The organism is Bradyrhizobium sp. LB13.1 (genome assembly GCF_054056815.1).
Genome location: NZ_JBSRYQ010000001.1, coordinates 7,240,568 through 7,262,699, shown reverse-complemented (window position 1 = coordinate 7,262,699; position 22,132 = coordinate 7,240,568). Strand labels below are relative to the sequence as shown.

Below are 22,132 nucleotides of genomic sequence, written 5' to 3'. Positions count from 1 at the left end.
TGGATTTCTCCATTCCTGAATTTCTGATGACCCTTGGATAAGCCTCCGCTTGTGGTATAGAAATAGAAACTGTTGAAACACATTGTTTCCATTAATCACCCAATCGGACCGGTTCCATGGCAAAACTCCCCGATTTCGAGGCGCTCGCGATTTTCGCAAAAGTCGTGGAATTACGGTCGTTTGCGGGTGCCGCGGGCGAGCTCGCGATGTCCAAGGCGACGGTGTCCAAGGCGGTCACGCGCCTCGAAGAGCGGCTCGGCGCCCGGCTATTCAACCGCACCTCGCGCCGGCTCGCGCTGACCGATGCCGGGCATAAGCTCGCCGAGCGTGCGACGCGCCTTTTGTCCGACGGTGAGGCGGCGGAGAACGAGGCGCTGGCGCAATCGGTAGCGCCCCGCGGGCTGGTGCGGCTCGCCGTGCCCATGACGTTCGGGATCAAGGCGGTGGCGCCGTTGCTACCGGAGTTCTTCGAAGTCTATCCGGAAGTCTCCGTCGATCTGCATCTGAGTGATGCGACCGTCGATTTGATCGGCGAAGGTTTCGACATGGCAGTGCGGATCGCGCGGTTGCCGGATTCCTCACTGATCGCGCGACGGCTGTTCACCATGCCGCGCTTCACGGTGGCGGCGCCGGCCTATCTCAAACGCCAGGGACGGCCGACGCATCCCATGCATCTCGCCGAGCACAAGTGCTTCAGCTACGCCTACCTCTCGACGCCGAATGTCTGGCACTACACCAATTCGGCCGGCGAACAGGCCAGTGTACGTCCGGGCGGACAGCTTCGCGTCAACAATGGCGAAGCCGTGATGCCGGCGCTGATCGCGGGTCTCGGCATCGCCGAACTGCCGGAGTTCATCGTCGGCGAGGCCATCGCCTCCGGCGAGGTCGAAGTCATTCTGAAAGACTGGAAGCAGGCCGAAGGCGCCGTGCATCTGGTCACGCCACCCGGCGGCCCCCGCCCCGCACGTGTCGAAGCGCTCGGCGATTTTCTCGCGGCGAAGCTGCCGGGGGGGACGTGCAAGCGGCCGGCGCGCGGAAAGGCAAAGCCGTCGTAGCAAAGTCGTCGTAGAGCGAGCGGCTTCAACACCCTCGTCATTGCGAGCGCAGCGAAGCAATCCAGACTCCCTCCGCGGTGACACTCTGGATTGCTTCGCTGCCCTCGCAATGACGGAGTCTGAGCTACGACACCTTCACGCCATCCTTCGCGATAATTCGCAAGCTCGGCTTCAACGTTTGTTCCAGCCGCGACTTCAATTCATGAACATGCGGATCGCTCGAGCGCTTCGCGCAGACCGCGTATTGATGCACCGATTGCGCCAATGCGCGCCGTGCCTGCGGCGTTCGCGTCATTTCGGGCTTTGAAAGCCGCAACACGATAGCGGCGAGATTCACCAGCATCTCGTCCAACGCCACGTCGATGGTTCGAAGTCTGTTCATCGCTCGACTCCCTGGGAGGCAACGGTGGGTCCAGGGGGGCGTTCCTGACCGGGCGAAACATGGATAATGCTTCGTAAATCCCGCCGCACGGCTTGTTCTTGCGGGCGGTCACGGACGCGCCGGCGTTTGCCGAGTTCGTCGCCACCGACAGCATGCGGCTGATCGCGGCGGTGAAGAAGATCGGCAAGGTGGAGTAAGTTCCAATCGCGCTTTCACGTTTTTTTGTTGGTCCAGAACCTCCCCGCGTCTCATTGATTGAAGACAATTCAAGAAACTCGAGAAGGATCGGGACATGCGGACAGAGCGGATTGTGCTGGGTGTAGCGCTCGCGATCGGCGGCATCGTCGCACATAGTGCCGCGTCCGCCGAAGAATATCGCGGAACCATGGAACAGCAGATGGCCTGTACGCCGGATGTGTGGCGGCTGTGCAGCGACCAGATCCCGGACGTGAGCCGCATCACGGCCTGCTTGCGGCAGAACACACCACAGCTTTCCAGCGGCTGCCGTGCGGTGTTCCAGTCCAACAACCAGATGCAGCCGCAGCAGCGGGTCCCGAGCAATCGAGCGGCAGCGCCCGCCGCGCTATAACAATGCGCCGCCACCACCTCCGCAAGCGCAGCCGCGGCCTTATGATCCTTATGATGATGACAATGATTAGCGCACGATCGGAGCGCGGTTGGCGCTAGGCGCAAAGATGCTGCCGGTGCCGCCTCGTTCAGCGCTCCCCCTTGCTGTCCGACTCAGGTCGATGTCGGAGCGCCGTCCGCAGGATGGCGCCGAAGAGCAAAGCCGCGACCGGCCAATGGAACCAGATCCTGTGCATGCCGGTGAAAATATTGATCAGAATCAGAAAGGCCGACACCGTGAGGGCCGCTGCAACCGGGCGGGGAAGCTTCGCTAGCCCATCTGAAACGAAGCCCATCCACGTGGACGACTCGTATCGGTCGCGGTGTACGGCGTCAGTTTGCGAGCCCGCAATTGCGTCCTGAGAAGTCAGGCGTTCGCCAGGCGGAAGGCTCCGTGCTTGAGCGGTTTGGCCGCTCATGGTCACACGATAACTGGTCACGGGAGCAATGTTTTTCATTGGACGCTGGCCGAGGCAGTCGAAGCCAACAGACAATTTGTTGTGCACCTGATCATAGGTGGAGCTGGAGATCACGATCCCCCGGGTTCGGCAAGCTCTTGCAGACGCGCCGCGATATTGACCCCGTCTCCATAAAGATCGGAACCATCCACCATCACATCGCCGAGATTGATGCCGATGCGAAAACGCATCGGGGGAGGTGGGTCCGAATCCTGGTTGGAAATTTCCTGCTGAATCTCAACCGCACATTGCACGGCCTCGACGACGCTGGCGAATTCGGCGATGACAGCATCACCCCAGGTATTCACGATCCGCCCGTCATGGCGCTCCACCAATCCCGCAATGGCCGTGCGGTAGCGGCGGAGTGTCTCCAGCGTTCCCGCCTCGTCGGCTTCCATGAGGCGAGAATAGCCGTGCACATCAGCGCACAGCACGGTGGTCAGCCGTCGTTTTACCTTATCGTCGGGCATGGTTCATACATTAGCCTCCTTGGACTGGCAAATGCATCAGGCATCCCGCAGCTGCCTTACGGCCTGACCTCGCAGACATCGACCCATTCGGCCGCCGTCAGCTCGGCCATGCGGTCCGGCGTGATGCGCACCGCGCTATGGGTCGAGCCTGCGGCCGGCACCACCATGTCGAACGCCTTTAAGGACACATCGCAGTAAATCGGCAGCGGCGACTTCAGCCCGAACGGACAGACGCCGCCGACCTCGTGCCCGGTGATCTCGGCGACCTCTTCCAGACCGAGCATCTTCGGCTTGCCGCCGAACGCCGCCTTCACCTTCTTGTTGTCCATGCGTGAGGTGCCGGCCGCGACGATCAGGAGCACGCGCTCGCCGATCCGCAACGACAGCGTCTTGGCGATCATTCCAGGCTCGACGCCATAGGCCTCGGCGGCCAGCGGCACAGTCGCGGAGCTGATCGGGGATTCGATGACGGTGATGTCGGGGGCTTTTTCAGCGAAGAAATCGCGAACGGATTGAAGGCTCAATTCAGGTCTCACGGGCGGGCGGCGATCCTTGGGCGATCCTTCGGCGATCCTTGGCAGCTCGGAGAGCGAACGGACGCGGTGGTCCGGCGCGAAGCCGAGCTCATCCATCTGGGTGCGGATCGCCTTCAACATCGTCAGCGGTGCCACGAGTTCATTCTCGACGCAAGCCAGCGCCATCGCCTCGGGCGTCACCCGTTCGATCCAGGCGACGTTCAGCCCGAACGCCTTCGCGCCCGCGACGTCCCAGGGGTTGGACGAGACGAACAGCACCTCGTCGGGCGCGGTGCCGAGTACCTCGCCGATCAGCACGTAAGCTTCCGGGCTCGGCTTGAAGATCTTCTTCGCATCGACGCTGATCGTGGCATCAAGCAGGGCGTCGAGCCCGGAATTGCGCACGAGCGCACCCAGCATGTTCGGACTGCCATTGGAGAGGATCGCGAGTTTTCGCGGTTTCAACGCCGCGAGCGTGGCTGCCGCATCCGGATAGAGATCGAGATGCAGGTATTTCTCGATCACCCGCTCGAACGCATCGCTTTCATAGGCGAGCCCGAGCACGCGCAGCGTATAGGCAAGCGAGTCGCGCGTGACGGCGTTAAAATCCTGGTAGCGCCGCATCAGCGAGCGCAACCAGGTGTATTCGAGCTGCTTGATGCGCCAGATCTGCGTGATGATCTCGCCGTAGCCCGGAAACGCATCCTCGGTGGTCTCCGCGACCGACTGGATGTCGTAAAGCGTTCCGTAGGCGTCGAAGATAACGGCTTTCAGGCTCAATTGACCGGTCCTCCGGATCGCTGCGGGCGCATGGACTATACTCGGCGCAGCTGTATCGATCCAAGGGGGAAACGCGAATCGGGGCCTCGGCTTCTAAAGCTTTACAACGATCTTGCCGAAGTGTGAGCCGGTCCGGAGGTGGGCATATGCTTCGGGGACCTCGTCGCGTGAATGGATCGCACGCAACGCGGCCATCGGATTCACCGCGCCAAGGCCGCCATCCGCCGTCTGAGGCCTTGAGGGCCTGAGCGTGAGGGATTCGATAGCAGCGTCGAAGCCATCAATGCGCTGACGAATACGCGCCTAGATCCCTAGCAGCTTGCGCGCGTTGGCCTTCAACACCTTCGGCCGGATGTCGTCGCGGATGTCGATCTTGGCGAAGTCCGACAGCCAGCGGTCCGGCGTGATCACTGGCCAGTCCGAGCCGAACAGCATCTTGTCCTGCAGGATCGAGTTGATGTAGCGGACCAGGATCGGCGGAAAATATTTCGGCGACCAGCCGGACAGGTCGATATAGACGTTCGGCTTGTGGGTCGCGACCGACAGCGCTTCTTCCTGCCAGGGGAAGGATGGGTGGGCGAGGATGATCTTGAGGTCCGGGAAGTCAGCCGCGACGTCGTCCATGTACATCGGGTTGGAAAATTTCAGCCGCATGCCCATGCCGCCGGGCATGCCCGATCCGACGCCGGTCTGGCCGGTGTGGAACAGCGCGATCGCGCCGCCATTGTTGATCTCTTCGTAGAGCGGATAGGCCATGCGGTCGTTGGCGTAGAAGCCCTGCATGGTCGGGTGGAATTTGAAGCCGCGCACCCCGTATTCCTCGATCAGCTTGCGCGCCTCGCGGACGCCGAGCTTGCCCTTGTGCGGATCAATCGAGACGAAGGGGATCAGGACGTCGAGATGGTCGGAGGCGATCTCCAGCATCTCCTCATTCTTGTAGCGGCGGAAGCCGGTCTCGCGCTCGGCGTCGACCGGGAAGATTACGGCCGCGATGTTCTTCGAGCGGTAATACGCCGCGGTCTCCGGCACGGTCGGCGGATGCTTGTGCGGCGACTTGAAGTAATCCGCCATCTGAGCCTGAAAATCGTCATAGCCGTCGTCGGGATGGGTGCCGCAGGGCTCCTCGGCATGGGTGTGGATGTCGATGGCGACGACGTCGTCGATGTTCGGCAGCTTCAGCTTCGGCATTGGTTTCCTCCCGACGGGTTGCCAAATTGATTATATGATATAACGAAATTGGCAAGGCATCGTGGAAAGCGAGGCCGGCAAGCGACTAGATTGAGGCCGATCCGGCCGTTTCTGCTTTGCATGGGGTTGTTTTCCAGAATTTGCTGGTTCGGAACATGGCAGTTAACATTGACATCCAGTCCCGCGATGCCTTAGAAACCGCCCCGTCCCGGGCGGTCGTCCGCCAGCGGGAAAGATCTCATTTTGCCACATTCGCGCGTGCCGAAACGGTAGTGCCGAACACGGCCTTTCGAACGTTCAGGATTCTGCCATGAAGGTCCGTAACTCGCTGAAATCACTGCGCGGTCGCCATCGCGCCAACCGCCTGGTCCGCCGCAAGGGCCGGGTCTATGTGATCAACAAGGTGCAGCGCCGCTTCAAGGCTCGCCAAGGCTGATTTGGGCGGCTGATATTGCCCTGCCGGACGCCCGAGCGCGCGCCCCGCAAGACCACGGCCTCACACGAGTTTGACGCCGCCCCTGCTATGCAAGGGCGGCCTTGCGCGTTTACACTTCGATCATGGCAGTGAGATTCCTCTTCGCGCGCACCCTTTGTCTGGCTCTTGTGCTGGGAGCCGCCGGCCTCGCTCCGGCGCTGGCGCAGCAGATTGATCCGCCGCCTCCGCCCGGCAAGCAGAAAAAGCTTCCGGAAGCGCCGGCCAAGCTGCCCAAGGTCGACCGCACCAAGAATCTCGATTTCCTGTTCGGCGCGCTGAAAGCTGCGCCCGACGATGCCAGCGCCAAGCATGTCGAGGCACGGATCTGGGCGATCTGGATCCAGACCCCGAGCGACACCGCGGCGCTGCTGATGGCGCGGGCCAAGACCGCGGTCGACGCAAAGAAGATCGAGGTCGCGATCAAGCTGCTGGATTCGGTCGTCAAGCTCAGGCCCGACTACATCGAGGCCTGGAACCGGCGCGCGACGCTCTATTACATGCAGAACGACTATGGCCGCTCGCTCGCCGACATCCGCGAGGTACTGATCCGCGAGCCCCGCCATTTCGGCGCGCTCGCAGGCCTCGGCATGATCATGCAGGAGGTCGGCGACGAGAAGCGCGCGCTCGAGGCCTACCGCAAGGCGCTCGCCGTCAATCCGCATCTCGAGAAGATCCCCGATCAGGTCAAGGCGCTAACCGAGAAGGTCGAAGGCCGCGATATTTAGCGGACAAGTCGATCATTGCTCGAGCGAATTCGGCGCAGGCGGATTAACCACGATGACACGCGCCGCGTTACGAGGGGTATGGGTGACACCGCCGCAGGCCTACCTTCACGGCCGGAGCACAGCCATGAAGCGTTTGATCTTTGCAGGTATATTGCTGCTGGCGTCGGGGACGATGAGCCTCGCCGACGGGCTGTTCTGGGTGGTCGGCAACAACGCCACCGGAAAATGCAGCATCGTCACCAGTAATCCCGTGATCATCGGCGACGTCTGGTTCGGTGACGGCCCCTACAAGTCCAAGGCCGATGCCAAGCTTGCCCGTTCGACGATCCGCGCTTGTCCCGCGCTCACATTAGACGAGCAAAAGGACGAGGACAGCACGAACTAGGGTCTGTTGGGATTCATCTGGAGTTTATCGCGGCCGCGGCCAGATAGATCATTGAAGTGAAGCTCTGGTCGGTCTTGTCGGCGCGCATTGCGATGCGCTTGAATTCCTTGAGCTTGCCGAAGAAGTTCTCGATGAGATGCCGCCATTTGTACATCTCCTTGTCGATGGCGAGAGGCTGTGCACGGCGCGGATGCTGGGAGATGACGACTTTGGCGCCACGCGCTTCGAGTTCGGCGATGATGGCGTTGCTATCGAAGGCCTTATCAGCGATCAGCGCGTTGAAGGCCAATCCCTCGATGAGCGGCGGCACGCCCACCGTATCGAAACGCTGTCCCGGCAGGAGCACGAAGCGAGATTGCCGAGCGCATCGGTGAGCGCCAGAATTTTGGTGGTCATGCCGCCTTTCGAGCGGCCGATCGCCTGGCTTTGCGTCCCCCTTTTGCGCCCTGACCGTGGCGGTGGACCTTGACGATGGTGGCGTCGACCATGGCGTATTCCATGTCGGGATCGTCGGAGATGGCCTCGAACAGCCGCTTCCAGACATCCGCCTTCACCCAGTCGCGAAAGCGCGTGAATGTGCTATTCCAGTGGCCGAACATCGCCGGCAGATCCCGCCAGGGACTGCCGGTTCGGGCGATCCACAGAACGGCCTCGACAAACAGTCGGTTGTCCTTGCCGCTGCGGCCCGGATCTCCCGGCTTGCCAAGACAATGCGGCTCCATCTTCGCCCATTGGGCGTCAGTCAAAACGTATCGGTCCATCCCAAGCTTGAATCACAACCAAGCCCCGATGAGAATCCTGAATCCCAACAGACCCTAGGTCGACAAGCGACCTAGTGCAAAACGCTGCCTTCGCGCTCGGCGAGGCCGTGATCGACCGCTGCGGCGTAGGCCTTTGCAAGCTCCGTCTCGAGGTGCTCGTTGATCAGCAGCAGCGCGCGCACGGCACCGCGCAGGTCGCCGTTGCAGCTTGCCACGATCTCGTCGATCGGAGTGTCTTTGGATCTCAAGCTCATCGAAATTCTCCGGTTCAAATCAGGACAAATCCTGCCGGTCTTTCCCGCATCCCCTGGGGTTGCGAGCAGGATCGGCGCCCACCCGCGTCCAAATGGCGGAACCGACCGTGGCGATTATATGGAAGCCGCGATGACGAGTGCATGAAGCTGTTTCGAAGCTTGCGTGCTGCGGGAAGTAGCATTGATTTCGTTGCGTTTTTCCCGCTGGAATTATGCACATATCCACAGCCCCGGCATTTCAAGTGGAGCGCCGGGTCTCCCTGGGCGAAACTGCCGCCCCGAAGCCCCGTAATTGCCCTGTGCCCTCGATCGCCCGGATTCTCTCCATGATCGTGATGTCAGTCGTGACCGCGCTGGTTCTGCTGGCGCTGGTCACGCAGGCCGGCGTCCTCGTCGTGCAACGCGCCTTCCCACCGCAAGGCCGGATGATCGAGGTCGATGGTGCTGTGCTTCACGCCGTCGATATCGGTCCGCGCGATTCGGGCCTGCCGATCGTGATGTTGCACGGCGCGAGCTCCAACCTGGAAGTGATGCGGCGGCCGCTCGGCGATCTCCTCGCCCAGAACCATCGCGTCATCCTGATCGACCGTCCCGGCCATGGCTGGAGCACCCGCGCGCGGCGGCAGGATTCGACGCCGGAAGTCCAGGCGCGGATGATCGATGAGGCGCTCGGCAAGCTCGGGATCGATCGCGCGGTCTTCGTGGTGCATTCCTGGAGCGGCGCGCTCGGCGCGCGGTTGGCGCTCGATCATCCCGCCCGCGTTGCGGGCCTCGTGATGCTCGCGCCCGTCACCCATCCCTGGCGCGGCGGCGTCGGGCGCTACAACGAGATCATCGCAACGCCCGTGATCGGCCCGCTGCTCGCCTACACCGTCACGCTGCCGCTGGGGTATTTCGTTGCCGAGGCCGGCGCGCGCAGCGTCTTCCTGCCACAGACGATGCCGGATGGTTTCGTGCATGACTCCGCGACGCCACTGCTGCTGCGCCCGCGCGAGTTCATCGCCAATGCCTATGATCTGGTGACGCTGAAGGAAGCGGTCGCCGCGCAAGTCGCCCGCTACGCCGAGATATCGGCGCCGGTCACGATCATCGCCGGCGAACCCGACAAGACGGTGAAGACCAACATCCACGCGCGCCCGTTCGCCGCGACTGTCCAGAATGCGAAGCTGATCGTGCTGCCTGATCTTGGCCACATGGTGCAGAACGCGGTGCCGGATCTCGTGAAGACCGAGATCGAGACGATGATCGGAAAAATCGTCCCGGCGCCGGCGGTCGCCGATTAGAGCGTTTTCGAGCGAAGTGGATACTGGTTCGCGTGAAGAAAACGCGTCAAAACAAGACGGTGGAGCTTCGGTTCTGATTCAATCAGAACCGAAGCTCCAGCGACCGCCGTTCACGGGCTTACTGCTTGATCTTCCCGTCCTTGTCGAACTGCGACACATAGGTCCAGAGATTGTTGATCTCGGTCTGGTTCTTGATGCCGGCGAACGCCATCTTGGTACCTGGGATCTTGGCCTTGGGGTCCTTGATGTATTCCTTGAACTGGGCCTCGTTCCAGGTAATGCCCGAATTCTTGTTCGCGTCGGAGTAATTGTAGTCCGGCGCGGTACCGGACTTGCGGCCGTCGAGGCCGTTGAGCTCGGGGCCGACCTTGTTCTTGGCGCCTTCGCCGATCGCGTGGCAGGCCAGGCATTTGTTGAACGACGACTTGCCGGCCGCGGCATCCTGCGCCATCGCGGCAGGTGCGGTGGCAATCGCGGTGAGGATGGTCAGTGCGCCAAAAATCAGTTTTGTCATCGGGTGCTCTTCGTCTCTTCCCTGGGGGTCTGGTCAGTTACTTGCCTGATCGGCAATCGTCGGACCTGCCGGTTTTGGCAGGCCTGCCCGGCTTGGACAAGCCGCCAAACCATGACAGGTTTCACGATTTCCTACTTGTCCCAGAGCGAACTCGCGCAAGATCGTCGATCCGACTTTCGGATGGCCTACCCAAACCACCGCGGACGTGGTTGATTTGTCGCGACAAATCGATCGTGCGGCGTCAGCGGGAAGGATACGCCATGAAGGATGTGATATGGCCATCATGATGCCTGCGAGCGACCAGGCCGTGCTCGCGCGCCGCGCTGAGATCGTGGCTGCATTGCGCGCAATCGTCCCAGGCGAAGGCGTGATCGACAGCGCCGCCGAGATGCGGGCCTATGAATCCGACGGGCTGACGGCCTATCGGCAGCCGCCGATGGTCGTGGTGCTGCCCGACACGACCGAGCAGGTTTCGCTCGTCCTGAAATATTGTGCAGGGCAGGGCATCAAGGTGGTGCCGCGCGGTTCCGGCACCTCACTGTCCGGCGGCGCGCTGCCGCTGGAAGACGGCGTGCTCTTGGGCCTCGGCAAGTTCAAGCGCATCCGCGAGATCGATTTCGACAACCGCGCCGTCGTCACCGAACCCGGCGTCACCAACCTCGCGATCAGCCAGGCCGTCGCCCATGCCGGGTTCTACTACGCGCCGGATCCGTCCTCGCAGATCGCCTGCTCGATCGGCGGCAATGTCGCGGAGAATTCCGGCGGCGTGCACTGCCTGAAATACGGCATGACCACCAACAACGTGCTCGGCTGCGAGATCGTGCTGATGAGCGGCGAGATCCTGCGCATCGGCGGCAAGTCGGCGGAGAACACCGGCTATGACTTGATGGGCGTCATCACCGGCTCCGAAGGGCTGCTCGGGGTCATCACCGAGATCACGGTGCGCATCCTGCAAAAGCCGGAGACGGCGCGCGCGCTGATGGTCGGATTCGCGCAAGTCGAGGCGGCCGGCGAATGCGTGGCGCGCATCATCGGCGCGGGCATCATTCCCGGCGGCATGGAGATGATGGACAAGCCTGCGATCCACGCCGCGGAGGCCTTCGTCCATGCCGGCTATCCGCTCGATGTCGAGGCGCTCCTCATCATCGAGCTCGACGGTCCCAGGATCGAGGTCGACGAGCTGATCACGCGCGTCGAGACGATTGCGAATGCTTGCGGCTCGACCACCTGCCAGATATCGACCTCGGAGGCCGAGCGCAATCTGTTCTGGGCCGGCCGGAAAGCTGCGTTCCCCGCCGTCGGCCGCATCTCCCCGGACTATCTCTGCATGGACGGCACCATCCCGCGCGGTGCGCTGCCGAAGGCGCTGGCGCGCATCCGCGAGCTATCGGAAAAATACCAGCTTGGCTGCGCCAATGTGTTCCATGCCGGTGACGGCAATCTGCATCCGCTGATCCTCTATGACGCCAACAAGCCCGGCGAGATCGAGCGCGCCGAAGCCTTCGGCGCCGACATCCTGCGCGCCTGCGTCGAGTTCGGCGGCGTGCTCACCGGCGAGCACGGCGTCGGCATCGAGAAGCGCGATCTGATGCCGGAGATGTTCAGCGAGATCGATCTCAACCAGCAGCAGCGCCTGAAATGCGCCTTCGACGCGCAGGGCCTGCTCAATCCCGGAAAGGTGTTTCCGACCCTGCACCGCTGCGCCGAGCTCGGCCGCATGCATGTCCACGCCGGCAAGCTGGCGTTTCCGGACATCCCGCGGTTCTAGCGTCGCCCCGCAGCAGCGCGCCAAATTTGATTTCCGCTGCAAACTTGGATACCGGCTCAGTCGTGGATACGCTCAGGGTTAGAGACGCCAAAGACGTCGAAGAGGTGGTGCGCGCGGCGATTGCCAATGAGCAGCCGCTCGAGATCATCGGTCATGGCAGCAAGCGCAGCATCGGTCATGCGATGGCGACCAACGCCGTGCTCGACGTCTCCGCGCTGAATGCCATCACCGCCTACGAACCCAACGAACTCATTGTCACGCTCCAGGCCGGGGCGCCGCTGGCCGACGTGCTGTCGCTGATCGATGCCAAGAACCAGCAATTCGCCTTCGAGCCGATGAACACGGCGCCGCTGCTCGGCACGCCCGCGCTCGGCACCATTGGTGGCATGATCGCGGCTGGCCTGGCCGGTCCGCGCCGGATCAGGGCGGGCGGGGCGCGCGACCATCTGCTCGGGGCGCATGCCGTCTCCGGTTTCGGCGACAGCTTCAAGACCGGCGGCAAGGTGGTGAAGAACGTCACCGGCTACGACCTCTGCAAGCTTCTCGCCGGTTCCTGGGGCACGCTGTCGGTCATGACCGAGGTCACGCTGAAGGTGATGCCGAAGCCGGAGGCCGAGCGGACGCTGCTGCTGCGCGGGCTCGACGATGCCGCCGCCAACAAGGCGATGACCGCGGCGCTCGGCTCGCCCTTTGACGTTTCCGGTGCCGCGCACCTGCCAAAATCGGCGTTCCGGACCAGGACCGAAGGTCTCGGCGATATCGCGGGCCAGGGCGAGGCGCTGACCGTGCTGCGGCTCGAAGGCATTACTGCCTCCGCCGCCCACCGAGCTGGCTCGCTGCGCGAATTGCTGGCCCCGTTCGGAACCGCGACGCCGGTCGAGGACGTCGCGTCCGCGGCGCTGTGGGCCACGATCCGCGACGTCCTGCCGTTCGCTGCCAGTGGCGCGCTGGGGGCCTGGCAGGTCTGGCGGATCGTCTGTCCGCCGGCGTCGGGCGCAGCGCTGGGGACGCTGCTGGCACGCGAGACCGGCGGCGACGTGATCTACGATTGGGGCGGCGGACTGATCTGGGCGGCGTTGCCACCGAAGTCGGACGCCCACGCCCCGGCCGTGCGCGAACATACGAATGCGGTCGGCGGGCACGCCACGCTGATCCGGGCGGCTGAGGACATCAGGCGCGGTGTCGACGTGTTCCATCCGCAAGCCGTTGGCATCGTCGCGTTGAGCGAACGAGTCCGCGCGAGTTTCGATCCGAAGACCATCCTCAACCGGGGCCGGCTGACGCGGGGCGCTACGGCATGAAGACCGAATTCTCACTCGCGCAGCTCGCCGACCCCGACATCGCGGAAGCCGACAAGATCCTGCGCGCCTGCGTCCATTGCGGCTTCTGCACCGCGACCTGTCCGACCTATGTGCTGCTTGGCGACGAGCTCGATAGCCCGCGCGGCCGCATCTATCTGATCAAGGAGATGCTAGAGAAGGACCTGACGCCGACGGCTGAAGTGGTCAAGCATGTCGACCGCTGCCTGTCGTGCCTGTCCTGCATGACGACCTGCCCCTCGGGGGTCAATTACATGCACCTTGTCGACCAGGCCCGGGTCAGGATCGAGCAGCGTTATGAGCGGCCGCTGACGGAGCGGCTGCTGCGCCGGTTGCTGGCCTTCGTCCTGCCGGACCCGCGGCGTTTCCGCGTGAGCATGGTGCTGGCGCGGCTAGCCCGCCCGCTGGCGGTGCTCCTGCCGACGCCCCGGCCATCGGCCACGCCCGGCCTGATCCAACGCCTCAAGGCGATGCTGGCACTGGCGCCGAACCGGCTGCCGCCGCCGGGGCCCGCCGCCGGCAGTGTGTTCGCAGCGCTCGGCAAGAAGCGTGGCCGGGTCGCGCTGCTCCAGGGCTGCGCCCAGCAGGTGCTGGCGCCGCGCATCAATCAGGCCGCCATCAGTCTCCTCACGCGCCACGGCATCGAGGTCGTCCTTGTCAGGGACGAGCAGTGCTGCGGCGCGCTGACCCATCACCTTGGTAACGACCAGGACGCACTGGCCCGGGCTCGCGCCAATATCGCGGCGTGGCGTGCGGAAGCGGCCGGCGAGGGGCTCGACGCCATCCTGGTGACGGCGTCCGGATGCGGCACCGTGATCAAGGACTACGGCTATCTTCTGCGAGAGGACGCTGCGTTTGCCGCCGACGCGGCGAAGGTCTCCGCACTCGCCAAGGACATCACCGAATACGTCGCCGGCCTCGGACTCGCGGCCACCGCGCGACAGGACAACATCGTCGTCGCCTATCACTCAGCGTGTTCGCTGCAGCACGGGCAGAAAATCACGGGCCTTCCGAAAGAATTGCTTTCCAAGAATGGATTCGTGGTGAAAGATGTGCCGGAGAGCCATTTGTGTTGCGGTTCGGCGGGGACCTACAACATTCTCCAGCCCGAGCTTGCGGGCCGGTTGCGCGATCGCAAGGTCGCCAACATCGCGAGCGTCAAGCCGGACATGATTGCCACAGGCAATATCGGCTGCATGGTGCAGATTGCCAGTGGCACGTCAGTTCCGGTCGTACACACGATTGAGCTTCTCGATTGGGCTACGGGCGGATCGCGGCCGGCATTGAACGCGCAAGTTTGAGCTTTCAAAGGCCTGAGCTTTCGTCCGGAGGTGACGGCTGAAGACGCCCGATCGACCATTGTTCGGCGGCAACAGGAGGACCACGATGGCGAAAGCGAAGAAGAAGAAAAGCAAGAAGGCCAAAAAGGCCAGGAAGGCTGTAGCGGCGAAGAAGACCGCAAAGAAGGCAGCCAAGAAGTCCGCGAAGAAGTCTGCCAAGAAAGCCACCAAGAAATCAGCGAAGAAGGCCGCGTCGAAGAAGGCCGCAAAGAAGTCGGCCAAGAAGGCAGCTAAGCCGGCTGCGCCTAAGAAGGCCGCCAAGAAGGCTGCCAAGAAAGCGGCACCGAAGAAGGCGAAGGCAGCTCCCGCGCCGAAGCCGTCAGCGCCAGCAACTCCGGCTCCCGAGCCTGCCGCCGAGACAAGCTGGGCGATGCCTTCGTCTTCTGCGGAAGCGACGCCGGCCGAGGGACAAGGTTAGGCCAAAGGCTGGATCCAATCCGACGACCATGATCGACAACAGGAAGGCCGCAGCGGTGATGCTGCGGCCTTTTTGCATCGGCGCGACGGCGCGCGGAGATTGTCTTGTCCGGGAGCAGCCTGATTCGTCGCGCGGACAGCACGGTACCGCGGGTCCCGTACTAACCCGGGCATGTCTGTGCGCTTTGCAATGCAAATGATGTGATCGGGAAGACACACAGGCTGACAACCTTTCGTGGAATCGTCAGAACGCCCAAAAAGTCAGCAGATGCCTGCGATATTTGCTTCACGGTTCACGTCACCCCATCCAAATTGCCGCGGTTACGAAATTTGCAATCAGGTCGTGCGTTCCGGGGGGCTTCCGGGATCCGACTAGGGTCTTAGAACTGGTGATGGGGATCGAAATGAAAAAAGTGGCTTTGTTGGCAACGGCGCTGGCAATGGTGACGGGTTCGGCTTTCGCGGCAGACATGGCGGTGAAGGCCAAGAAGGCCCCGCCGGTGGTTGCGTTTGACCCCTGGGATATCGCCTTCGGCGGCGCCATCATGAGCGACTACATCTTCCGCGGCGTCACGCAGTCGAACCACAAGCCGTCAGTCGCGGCCTATTTCGAGCCGCGCTACAACGTCAACAAGGACCTCCAGCTCTACGTCGGCGTGTCCGCCGAGAGCATCTCCTTCGCCAATCGCGCTGCTGCTGAAGTCGACATCTACGGCGGTATCCGCCCGACCTTCGGCGCCTTCGCCTTCGACATCGGTATCTGGGGCTACCTGTATCCGGGCGGCAGCTGCGCCGACAACTTCCTCACTGGCGGCATTCCCGGCGGCAACGTCTGCGCTGTCAGCACGACCACGATCTTCCTCGCCGACGGCAACGTCATGAAGAAGGACGTCAGCTTCCTCGAAGTCTACGGCAAGGTGAACTACACCATCAACGACAGCTTCACGGTCGGCGCGACCGAGTATTACTCGCCGAACTTCCTGAACTCGGGTGCCTGGGGCAACTACGCTTCGTTGACCGCCAAGTACACGGCGCCCAGCACAGCCTTCGGCGCCTCCGGTATGGGCATGTACGTGTCGGGTGAATTCGGCCGGCAGTGGTTCGGTACCTCGGACGCCTTCTACGGCACCGGTGTCGGCACCGTTTTCGCCAACGGTATCCCCTACAAGGACTACAACACCTGGAATATCGGCATCGGCTTCACCTACAAGGTGTTCACGCTGGACTTGCGTTACTCCGACACCGACCTGAACAAGGGTGACTGCAACGCCTTCACCAGCGCCTTCAACGCCACCGGCACCACCAACGTCACCGCGATCAATCCGGGCGGCGCCGGCTCCAACTGGTGCGGCGCGGCCGGCATTGCCAAGCTGTCGTTCGACCTGACGGCGATGAGCAACCTGAAGTAAGCTTCTTCCCGAAGCGACTAGATAAGGGCGGCAGGGCAACCTGCCGCCCTTTGCTTTGGGTTGGGGTCTGCGAAAGGGCGTGGCCTTCATGGTTCGAGACGCGCCGTAAGGCGGCGCTCCTCACCATGAGGGTTGGGATTTCGCCGCGGGGCAGGACCTCATCCTGAGGGCCCGCCAGAGGCGGGCGTCTCGAAGGATGGGCCGCACGGAAGCCGCCCATCGGTCCTTTGAAAGCGATAGCCCGCGGGCCATCGCCGTTGCGCCTCAGCGCGCCGCGCTCGGCTCCTTCTCGACCGGCACGCCACTGTCACCGAGAACGTGGATCGCGCCGTGCTTCACCATCGTCACCTTGCGGGTATGGAAGGCGTCGAGCGTCGAGCGGTGGCCGATGGAGACGAGGGTAGCCTGTGGCAGCTTCTCCGTCAGCAGCCGGTACAGCCGGGCCTCGGACGGTTCGTCCAGCGAGGCCGTGGCCTCGTCCAGGAACAGGTAGTCCGGCGCGTGCAGAAGCGCGCGGGCGAGCCCGAGGCGCTGCTGCTCGCCCAGCGACAGCATCCGATTCCAGTGGCCTTCCTCCTCGAGTCGCTCGGCGAGGTCGGGCAGCCCGACCGCGATCAGCGTGTCCCTGACGCGTGCGGTTTCGAATGCGCCCGGCGCGGCCGGATAGACCACGGCGTCGCGCAGCACGCCGACCGGGAAATACGGGCGCTGGGGGAGCATCATCAGCTTCGCCTTTTCCGGGACGAAGATGGTGCCTGTGCCGAACGGCCAGATGCCGGCGATGGCCCGGAACAGCGTCGACTTGCCGGAGCCTGACGGTCCGGTCACCAGCACGCGCTCCGGCGTCTGGATGGAGAAGGCGTCGGCGGCGACCAGCGGCGTGCCGCTCGGCAGGTTCACGCAGAGCTGTTCGAGTGCGATAGTGCGATTGACGCCGGCGGGCTCGATGGCAATCGCCGGCTCGTGCGGCGGCAGGTTCGCGGCCGCATCGACCGACATCTCGAAGCCGTCGAGGCGCGCGACGATCGAGCGCCATTCCGCCAGCGACCGGTACGCCGTGACGAAGAACGACAGTGCGCCCTGCACGCTTGAGAAGGCGGAGGCGGTCTGCATCATGTCGCCAAGCTGAATCTTCTTGGCGAAAAAGGCCGGCGCCACCAGCACGTAGGGAAAGATCACGGCGGCCTGCTGATAGCTCGCGGTGAACGCGGTGAGGCGCTTGGTCCGGCTCATGATGGCGTACCAATTGCCGATCACGAAGCCGAAGCGCTCCAGCAGGCGGCCGCGCTCGGCGCCTTCACCCTTGAGCAGCGCGATCTGCTCGGAGTTCTCGCGGACGCGGACGAGGTTGAAGCGGAAGTCGGCCTCATAGCGCTGCTGTTCGAAATTGAGATTGACCAGCGGCGCCCCGATCCAGTGCGTCAGCGCGGTGCCGAAGATCGCGTAAACCAGCGCGCCCCAGCACAGATAGCCGGGGATCACGAGGTCGGCGCCGAACAGGTGCAGCGGCGCAGCGTTGGACAGGCCCCAGAGGATGATCACGAAGGAGAACAGCGTCACGATCGACGAGAGTAGGCCGAGCCCGATGGTCAGGGTCTGCTCGACGAAGTTCTTGACGTCCTCGGTGATGCGCTGGTCCGGGTTGTCGGCTGCATCGCCCTTGAGCTGCATGCGGTAATGGGTGGCGCCTTGCAGCCATTCGCCCAGATAGTGCCGGGTCAGCCATTGCCGCCAGCGGATCTGGAGCCACTGGTTCAGGTACAGCTTGTAGACCGCCAGCGCGATGAAGGCGGAGGCGAGGCCGACGAAGATCCAGATCTGCGTGACGAAGGCATCCCAGTCGCTATTCTGGAGCGCACTGTAGAACCGGTTCTGCCATTGGTTTACCAGGACGTCGATCGCGACCAGCGCCAGCTCCATCGCGATGACAGCGGCGAGCAGGCCGCGGCCGGCCCATTTGTCCTCCGATCGGAAATAAGGGGCGGCGATTCGCCAGACGATCGCGAGCGTGGCGCGGATGTTCTTCACAGAGCTGGGTCTCCTGAGGGGATGTGCACAACTGCCCGGGGCCAAAGATTTGGGGCGCGACGGCGGAAATGGGCGCGCTTAGACTAAAGTCGCAGGTTCTGCAATTTGCGTTGGCTTGTCGCAGCTTGCAACCCTAGCATGGGCCTCAACGGCGCGGGGTGGGGTGCTTCGGGATTTCGCGGGCTTGTGAGCGGGAGGGGAACCGCTGCATTCGTGAGGAATTCGCGTCCAACTCGGGGGTTATCGCTTCAGCGTCGAGCAGGATCGGCTGTCCACGCGGGCCGCCTGCCGCACACATGCGTGGGGGAGGAAGACCATGTGGAATCAAGTCTATGACCCGTTGCACAGCCCTGTGCTGTCGACGATCGCGGCGGCAGTCCCTGTCGTCACACTATTGGTCCTGATCGCGAGCGGGCGCGTCCAGGCTCATATTGCGGCGATCATCGCCGTGATCGTGGCCAATCTGATCGCGATCTTCGTCTTCACCATGCCGGCCAACATGTCGATCCGCGCTTCGGTGCTGGGCATCGTCACCGGTTTCTTTCCGATCGGCTGGATCGTTCTCAACGTCATCTTCCTTTACCGGGTGACGGTGACCACCGGACGCTTCGAATTGCTCAAGCGCGCGGTCGGCGGGGTCACCGAGGATCGGCGGCTGCAATTGCTGCTGATCGCGTTCTCGTTCGGCGCCTTCTTCGAGGGTGCTTCGGGCTTCGGTACCCCGGTCGCGATCACCGGTGCCGTGCTGATCGGCCTCGGCTTCTCGCCGCTCGCGGCCTCCGGCCTGTCGCTGATCGCCAACACAGCACCGGTCGCCTTTGGCGCGCTGGGCACGCCGATCCAGGGCCTCGCTTCGGTCCACCGGGCTCGATCCCTACATCCTCGGCGCGATGGTCGGACGGCAGTTGCCGATCTTCTCACTGATCGTGCCGTTCTGGGTGGTGTGGGCGTTCGCGGGCTGGAGGGGCATGAAGGACGTGTGGCCGGCGGTTCTCGTCACCGGCGTGTCGTTCGCAGTCCCGCAATTCGTGATCTCGAACTTCGTCAACCCCTGGATCGTCGACATCGGCGCGTCGCTGATCTCGATGGGCGCGCTGATCCTGTTCCTGAAGGTGTGGCAGCCCAGGCAGCTCTGGCTGTCGCCGGCGCTGCGCAGCCGTGATGAATCGACCTCCACCATGGCGGCCGCAAAACCCCTCGACAAGACGCCGCTCACCCAGAGCGAGATGTTCAGCGCGCTGCTGCCTTGGATCATCGTCTGTATCGTGATGCTGATCTGGGGCAACGGTGCCTTCAAGACCTGGGCGAACTCGATCTTCACCTGGAACTACCCCGTTCCCGAGCTGCATCAGATGATCAACAAGATGCCGCCGGTCGCACCGGGGCCGACGAAAGAGAGTGCGGTGTTCGGCTTCACCTACCTGTCCTTCACCGGCACGGGCATGCTGATCGCGGCGATCATCTCAGGCTTCCTGATGGGCGTCGGTCCTGGCCGGCTCTTGACGGAATACGGCCGCACCATCCGGCTGTGCGCGATCTCGCTGATCACGATCTCGGCGATGCTCGCGATCGGCACGCTGACGCGGCTCTCCGGCGTGGATGCGACGCTCGGCCTCGCCTTTGCTGCAACCGGCGTGCTCTATCCCTTCTTCGGCACGCTGCTCGGCTGGTTGGGCGTGGCGCTGACGGGATCGGATACCGCTTCCAACGTTCTGTTCGGAAATCTTCAGAAGATCACCTCCGAGCAGCTTGGCCTGTCGCCGATCCTGATGGCCGCGGCGAACTCGTCCGGCGGCGTGATGGGCAAGATGATCGACGCCCAGTCGATCGTGGTCGCGTCCACTGCGACGAATTGGTACGGCCACGAAGGCACGATCCTGCGCTTCGTGTTCTGGCACTCGATCGTGCTGGCCTCGTTGGTCGGCGTGTTCGTGACGTTGCAGGCCTATGTCTGGCCGTTCACGGCGATGGTGCTGAAGTAGCAGGTCACGCCCGGCGTCGATGCAAATCCCCGCGGAGATCTCTCCGCGGGGATTTTTGCATGCGGGCGAAGCTTCTCATTGCAGCTGCCGTCTTATAGAAGATCGGCAAATCAGGTCGGTCGAGAGGTGTCATGGTTTCGCTCAAGCAGATTGTGTGTGCGGCGGTTGCAACGCTCGCGATGGCCACTGTCGCGCGTGCCGATGACGGTTTCCCGTTCGGCACCGAGATGACGCTGGAGGCGTTGCCGCAGCCGGGCTCGAAGCGGATTCCGAACATTGAAATCGGCGACAATGGCGAAGTCTTGCTGGAGCTCTGGTGCAAGGGCGGCAAGGGCCAGTTCTCGGTCGCCGGCAACACCGTGATCTTCGTCCCCGGCCCAGATCCAGGACCGCTCCTGTCCGCCGGCCAGGGCCCAGGCCGATGACGATCTCGTCGCGGCGCTCGGCAGCGCCGAGACCTGGAAGCGCCAGGGCGACGTGCTGACGCTCGTCGGCCCCAAGCCGCTGCGTTTCCGCGTCAACGGGAACTAGCTTTCGTGTCCCGGCCCTGCAGCGCTTTCGCGCTGCGTCCGGGGCACCCTGCCTCGCACTACTTCCACACCGACTTGTCGGCGTCCCAGCGCTGGCCTTTCAGCTCCTTGGTGAGCGCCTCGACCGAACCGTTGTCGTCGGGCTGATCGCCTTCCTCGTCGGCCGTCGCTTCGTCCGAGAGATTGAGCTTGGCGCCGCTGCTCTCATCGGTGGTCGTGGTCGCGGGACTCCCGATCCAGAGCATGAGCTTGTCGGTCGTGCCGGGCTTGTCGGGCGAGACGAGACCCGCGACCTCGATGGTGTCGGTGAGCTCGAGCGCGGGAAAATCCTGGTTCGGCCGCTTGAACACCAGCTTGAGCTTGCCGGTGGCCGGGTTGAAGCTTTGCGAGACCGGCTTTGCCGCGAGCGTCCTGCTCAGCACGCCAGCCACCGCGGCCGCGAGCTTGTCGCGGTTGAGCTTGTCGCCGTCGCGCCAGTCGGCGGCGGGGATGCGGATGGTGCGGTCCATTTCGGTCATGCCCGCGGTCCAGCCCGCGGTGATGACGCCGGGCATCGCCTTGAATTTCTCCAACAGGGCGCCTGCGCGCTCCGGATCGACCGACATGTTGATGGTCTGCTCACCTGCGCGCAGCGCGTCGCAGCCGACGGTGAGACTCGCCAGCGTCACCTCGACGTCCTGGCCCTTCAGGCTCTTCAGGAACTCCGTCGCGGCATCCAGCTTGACCTTGACCGCAATCGCTTCCGGCGAGACGTCGGTGAAATCCTTCGGCTGCGGCGTGATGCCGTCGTCGGAGGTCTGGTTGTCCAGGAATTCCTTCTCGCTGAGATCGGAATTGTCGGGAGAGGTGACCTCGGTCACGGCCTGGCCAATGCTGATCTGGCCGCGGAATTCGAACGTGTCTCCAGCCTGTTTGCGCAGCAGTTTGACGGTGACGGGCGCTTTCGCGCCGAGGCTCTGCGTCGTACCCGTCAGGTTCTGGCCGGCGACCTGGAGATTGACGACGAAGCGGTCCTTGCGGTCGGAATTCTTCGCGACCGGATAACAGACGTCGAGCACGGCTGCGGTGACGGTCTTGCCCTGGCGTGTCTCCTTCAGGATCACGTCGGCATTGCCGTCCATCAGCCCGTCGATCGAGGTGAAATAGCGCGTCTCCGCGCCGCCGGGCGCCGTGGCCTTCGGCGACAGCTTCATCTGGGCGGATGCGACCTCAGGCGAAACTGCAAGCAGAGCCGCCAATAAAACTGTCGGGCAAACCAGAAGCGCGCGCATCGACGAAATCCCCGGGCAATGGGGCATGATCCGGAAAAGTGTGAAGCGGTTTTTCCGATCAGATCATGCCCAAACAATTCGAATCGGGCGTTACCGTAGTGGGTTTTGGGCGCCGGTTGAATTGGAAAGCACAGGCCATGATCGGCAAAAAAGAAGGCCGCCCGGAGGCGGCCTTCGCAACACTGTCAGGCGAGGA

General features: G+C 63.3%; 17 protein-coding genes and 6 pseudogenes. 13 read left to right on the top strand and 10 right to left on the bottom strand.

Going from position 1 to position 22,132, the window contains the following annotated elements; translation table 11 throughout:
- The first annotated feature begins 116 nt into the window (after window positions 1-116).
- Complete coding sequence (locus ACVWYI_RS35245; protein WP_456664341.1) at window positions 117-1,055, top strand: LysR family transcriptional regulator; 939 nt, start codon at window positions 117-119, stop codon at window positions 1,053-1,055.
- Between the two features lie 124 nt (window positions 1,056-1,179).
- On the opposite strand, the gene ACVWYI_RS35240 is transcribed toward ACVWYI_RS35245, so the two are convergent.
- Window positions 1,180-1,437 (bottom strand): hypothetical protein, encoded by a 258-nt coding sequence (locus tag ACVWYI_RS35240; protein WP_247339802.1) that lies wholly within the window; start codon window positions 1,435-1,437, stop codon window positions 1,180-1,182.
- Window positions 1,438-1,729: 292 nt separating this feature from the next.
- Here ACVWYI_RS35240 and ACVWYI_RS35235 point away from each other — a divergent pair.
- Window positions 1,730-2,096 (top strand): annotated as a pseudogene (locus ACVWYI_RS35235) (hypothetical protein).
- 57 nt (window positions 2,097-2,153) lie between these two features.
- Here the strand turns inward: ACVWYI_RS35235 and ACVWYI_RS35230 are convergent.
- From ACVWYI_RS35230 to ACVWYI_RS35215, 4 genes and pseudogenes are all read right to left on the bottom strand, one after another.
- Window positions 2,154-2,992: pseudogene (locus ACVWYI_RS35230) on the bottom strand (adenylate/guanylate cyclase domain-containing protein).
- Between the two features lie 56 nt (window positions 2,993-3,048).
- Entirely contained in the window at window positions 3,049-3,516 is a 468-nt protein-coding gene (locus ACVWYI_RS35225; RefSeq protein ID WP_247339806.1) for a YbaK/EbsC family protein, read from the bottom strand.
- Between the two features lie 45 nt (window positions 3,517-3,561).
- Window positions 3,562-4,287, bottom strand: a pseudogene (locus ACVWYI_RS35220) (haloacid dehalogenase type II); the annotation flags it as partial.
- A 303-nt stretch (window positions 4,288-4,590) separates the two neighbouring features.
- The gene (locus ACVWYI_RS35215) at window positions 4,591-5,475 is read right to left on the bottom strand and encodes an amidohydrolase family protein (RefSeq protein ID WP_247339808.1); all 885 of its coding nucleotides are present in this window, start codon (window positions 5,473-5,475) and stop codon (window positions 4,591-4,593) included.
- Window positions 5,476-5,785: 310 nt separating this feature from the next.
- On the opposite strand from ACVWYI_RS35215, the gene ykgO reads away from it, so the two are divergent.
- The 3 genes from ykgO to ACVWYI_RS35200 all read left to right on the top strand — a co-directional run bounded on the left by ykgO (window position 5,786) and on the right by ACVWYI_RS35200 (window position 7,060).
- Window positions 5,786-5,911, top strand: a complete 126-nt coding sequence (gene ykgO / locus ACVWYI_RS35210; protein WP_006611362.1) for a type B 50S ribosomal protein L36 — start codon at window positions 5,786-5,788, stop codon at window positions 5,909-5,911.
- A 122-nt stretch (window positions 5,912-6,033) separates the two neighbouring features.
- On the top strand, window positions 6,034-6,675 hold the full coding sequence (locus ACVWYI_RS35205) for a tetratricopeptide repeat protein (RefSeq protein ID WP_247339809.1): 642 nt from the start codon (window positions 6,034-6,036) through the stop codon (window positions 6,673-6,675).
- 124 nt (window positions 6,676-6,799) lie between these two features.
- Window positions 6,800-7,060 carry a hypothetical protein gene (locus ACVWYI_RS35200; protein WP_247339810.1) on the top strand — a complete coding sequence of 87 codons (261 nt, stop codon included), beginning with the start codon at window positions 6,800-6,802 and terminating at the stop codon, window positions 7,058-7,060.
- 13 nt (window positions 7,061-7,073) lie between these two features.
- Here ACVWYI_RS35200 and ACVWYI_RS35195 read toward each other — a convergent pair.
- A pseudogene (locus tag ACVWYI_RS35195) lies at window positions 7,074-7,821 on the bottom strand (IS5 family transposase).
- A 71-nt stretch (window positions 7,822-7,892) separates the two neighbouring features.
- Window positions 7,893-8,075, bottom strand: coding sequence for a hypothetical protein (locus ACVWYI_RS35190; RefSeq protein WP_247343677.1), 183 nt, complete (start codon window positions 8,073-8,075; stop codon window positions 7,893-7,895).
- A 326-nt stretch (window positions 8,076-8,401) separates the two neighbouring features.
- Between ACVWYI_RS35190 and ACVWYI_RS35185 the strand changes: the two genes are divergently transcribed.
- Entirely contained in the window at window positions 8,402-9,358 is a 957-nt protein-coding gene (locus tag ACVWYI_RS35185; protein WP_456664340.1) for an alpha/beta fold hydrolase, read from the top strand.
- A gap of 118 nt (window positions 9,359-9,476) precedes the next feature.
- Here ACVWYI_RS35185 and cycA read toward each other — a convergent pair whose 3' ends face one another.
- Complete coding sequence (gene cycA, locus ACVWYI_RS35180; protein WP_247343671.1) at window positions 9,477-9,872, bottom strand: cytochrome c-550 CycA; 396 nt, start codon at window positions 9,870-9,872, stop codon at window positions 9,477-9,479.
- A 274-nt stretch (window positions 9,873-10,146) separates the two neighbouring features.
- On the opposite strand from cycA, the gene ACVWYI_RS35175 reads away from it, so the two are divergent.
- From ACVWYI_RS35175 to ACVWYI_RS35155, 5 genes are all read left to right on the top strand, one after another.
- Complete coding sequence (locus ACVWYI_RS35175; protein ID WP_354052235.1) at window positions 10,147-11,640, top strand: FAD-linked oxidase C-terminal domain-containing protein; 1,494 nt, start codon at window positions 10,147-10,149, stop codon at window positions 11,638-11,640.
- A 62-nt stretch (window positions 11,641-11,702) separates the two neighbouring features.
- Window positions 11,703-12,941, top strand: a complete 1,239-nt coding sequence (locus ACVWYI_RS35170) for an FAD-binding protein (RefSeq protein WP_456664339.1) — start codon at window positions 11,703-11,705, stop codon at window positions 12,939-12,941.
- On the top strand, window positions 12,938-14,260 hold the full coding sequence (glcF, locus tag ACVWYI_RS35165) for a glycolate oxidase subunit GlcF (protein WP_456664338.1): 1,323 nt from the start codon (window positions 12,938-12,940) through the stop codon (window positions 14,258-14,260). Before ACVWYI_RS35170 ends, glcF begins: the two co-directional genes overlap by 4 nt.
- 85 nt (window positions 14,261-14,345) lie before the next feature.
- On the top strand, window positions 14,346-14,717 hold the full coding sequence (locus ACVWYI_RS35160; RefSeq protein ID WP_456664337.1) for a histone: 372 nt from the start codon (window positions 14,346-14,348) through the stop codon (window positions 14,715-14,717).
- A 403-nt stretch (window positions 14,718-15,120) separates the two neighbouring features.
- Window positions 15,121-16,125, top strand: a complete 1,005-nt coding sequence (locus ACVWYI_RS35155; protein WP_247343657.1) for a TorF family putative porin — start codon at window positions 15,121-15,123, stop codon at window positions 16,123-16,125.
- Between the two features lie 264 nt (window positions 16,126-16,389).
- Here the strand turns inward: ACVWYI_RS35155 and ACVWYI_RS35150 are convergent, their stop codons facing one another.
- Window positions 16,390-18,153, bottom strand: a complete 1,764-nt coding sequence (locus ACVWYI_RS35150; RefSeq protein WP_247343652.1) for an ABC transporter ATP-binding protein/permease — start codon at window positions 18,151-18,153, stop codon at window positions 16,390-16,392.
- A 316-nt stretch (window positions 18,154-18,469) separates the two neighbouring features.
- Between ACVWYI_RS35150 and ACVWYI_RS35145 the strand changes: the two are divergent.
- Both ACVWYI_RS35145 and ACVWYI_RS35140 read left to right on the top strand, forming a co-directional pair.
- Window positions 18,470-20,135 (top strand): annotated as a pseudogene (locus tag ACVWYI_RS35145) (L-lactate permease).
- Window positions 20,136-20,266: 131 nt separating this feature from the next.
- Window positions 20,267-20,666: pseudogene (locus tag ACVWYI_RS35140) on the top strand (META domain-containing protein).
- Window positions 20,667-20,724: 58 nt separating this feature from the next.
- Here the strand turns inward: ACVWYI_RS35140 and ACVWYI_RS35135 are convergent.
- Entirely contained in the window at window positions 20,725-21,936 is a 1,212-nt protein-coding gene (locus ACVWYI_RS35135) for a hypothetical protein (protein WP_247343642.1), read from the bottom strand.
- Window positions 21,937-22,132: the final 196 nt, after the last annotated feature.

Excerpts from the sequence above, each read along its gene's own strand:
- ACVWYI_RS35245 (WP_456664341.1), top strand. The coding sequence starts at position 117 with ATGGCAAAACTCCCCGATTTCGAGGCGCTCGCGATTTTCGCAAAAGTC.
- ACVWYI_RS35240 (WP_247339802.1), bottom strand. The coding sequence starts at position 1,437 with ATGAACAGACTTCGAACCATCGACGTGGCGTTGGACGAGATGCTGGTG.
- ACVWYI_RS35215 (WP_247339808.1), bottom strand. The coding sequence starts at position 5,475 with ATGCCGAAGCTGAAGCTGCCGAACATCGACGACGTCGTCGCCATCGAC.
- ykgO (WP_006611362.1), top strand. The coding sequence starts at position 5,786 with ATGAAGGTCCGTAACTCGCTGAAATCACTGCGCGGTCGCCATCGCGCC.
- ACVWYI_RS35205 (WP_247339809.1), top strand. The coding sequence starts at position 6,034 with ATGGCAGTGAGATTCCTCTTCGCGCGCACCCTTTGTCTGGCTCTTGTG.
- ACVWYI_RS35200 (WP_247339810.1), top strand. The coding sequence starts at position 6,800 with ATGAAGCGTTTGATCTTTGCAGGTATATTGCTGCTGGCGTCGGGGACG.
- ACVWYI_RS35190 (WP_247343677.1), bottom strand. The coding sequence starts at position 8,075 with ATGAGCTTGAGATCCAAAGACACTCCGATCGACGAGATCGTGGCAAGC.
- ACVWYI_RS35185 (WP_456664340.1), top strand. The coding sequence starts at position 8,402 with ATGATCGTGATGTCAGTCGTGACCGCGCTGGTTCTGCTGGCGCTGGTC.
- cycA (WP_247343671.1), bottom strand. The coding sequence starts at position 9,872 with ATGACAAAACTGATTTTTGGCGCACTGACCATCCTCACCGCGATTGCC.
- ACVWYI_RS35175 (WP_354052235.1), top strand. The coding sequence starts at position 10,147 with ATGGCCATCATGATGCCTGCGAGCGACCAGGCCGTGCTCGCGCGCCGC.
- glcF (WP_456664338.1), top strand. The coding sequence starts at position 12,938 with ATGAAGACCGAATTCTCACTCGCGCAGCTCGCCGACCCCGACATCGCG.
- ACVWYI_RS35160 (WP_456664337.1), top strand. The coding sequence starts at position 14,346 with ATGGCGAAAGCGAAGAAGAAGAAAAGCAAGAAGGCCAAAAAGGCCAGG.
- ACVWYI_RS35155 (WP_247343657.1), top strand. The coding sequence starts at position 15,121 with ATGAAAAAAGTGGCTTTGTTGGCAACGGCGCTGGCAATGGTGACGGGT.
- ACVWYI_RS35135 (WP_247343642.1), bottom strand. The coding sequence starts at position 21,936 with ATGCGCGCGCTTCTGGTTTGCCCGACAGTTTTATTGGCGGCTCTGCTT.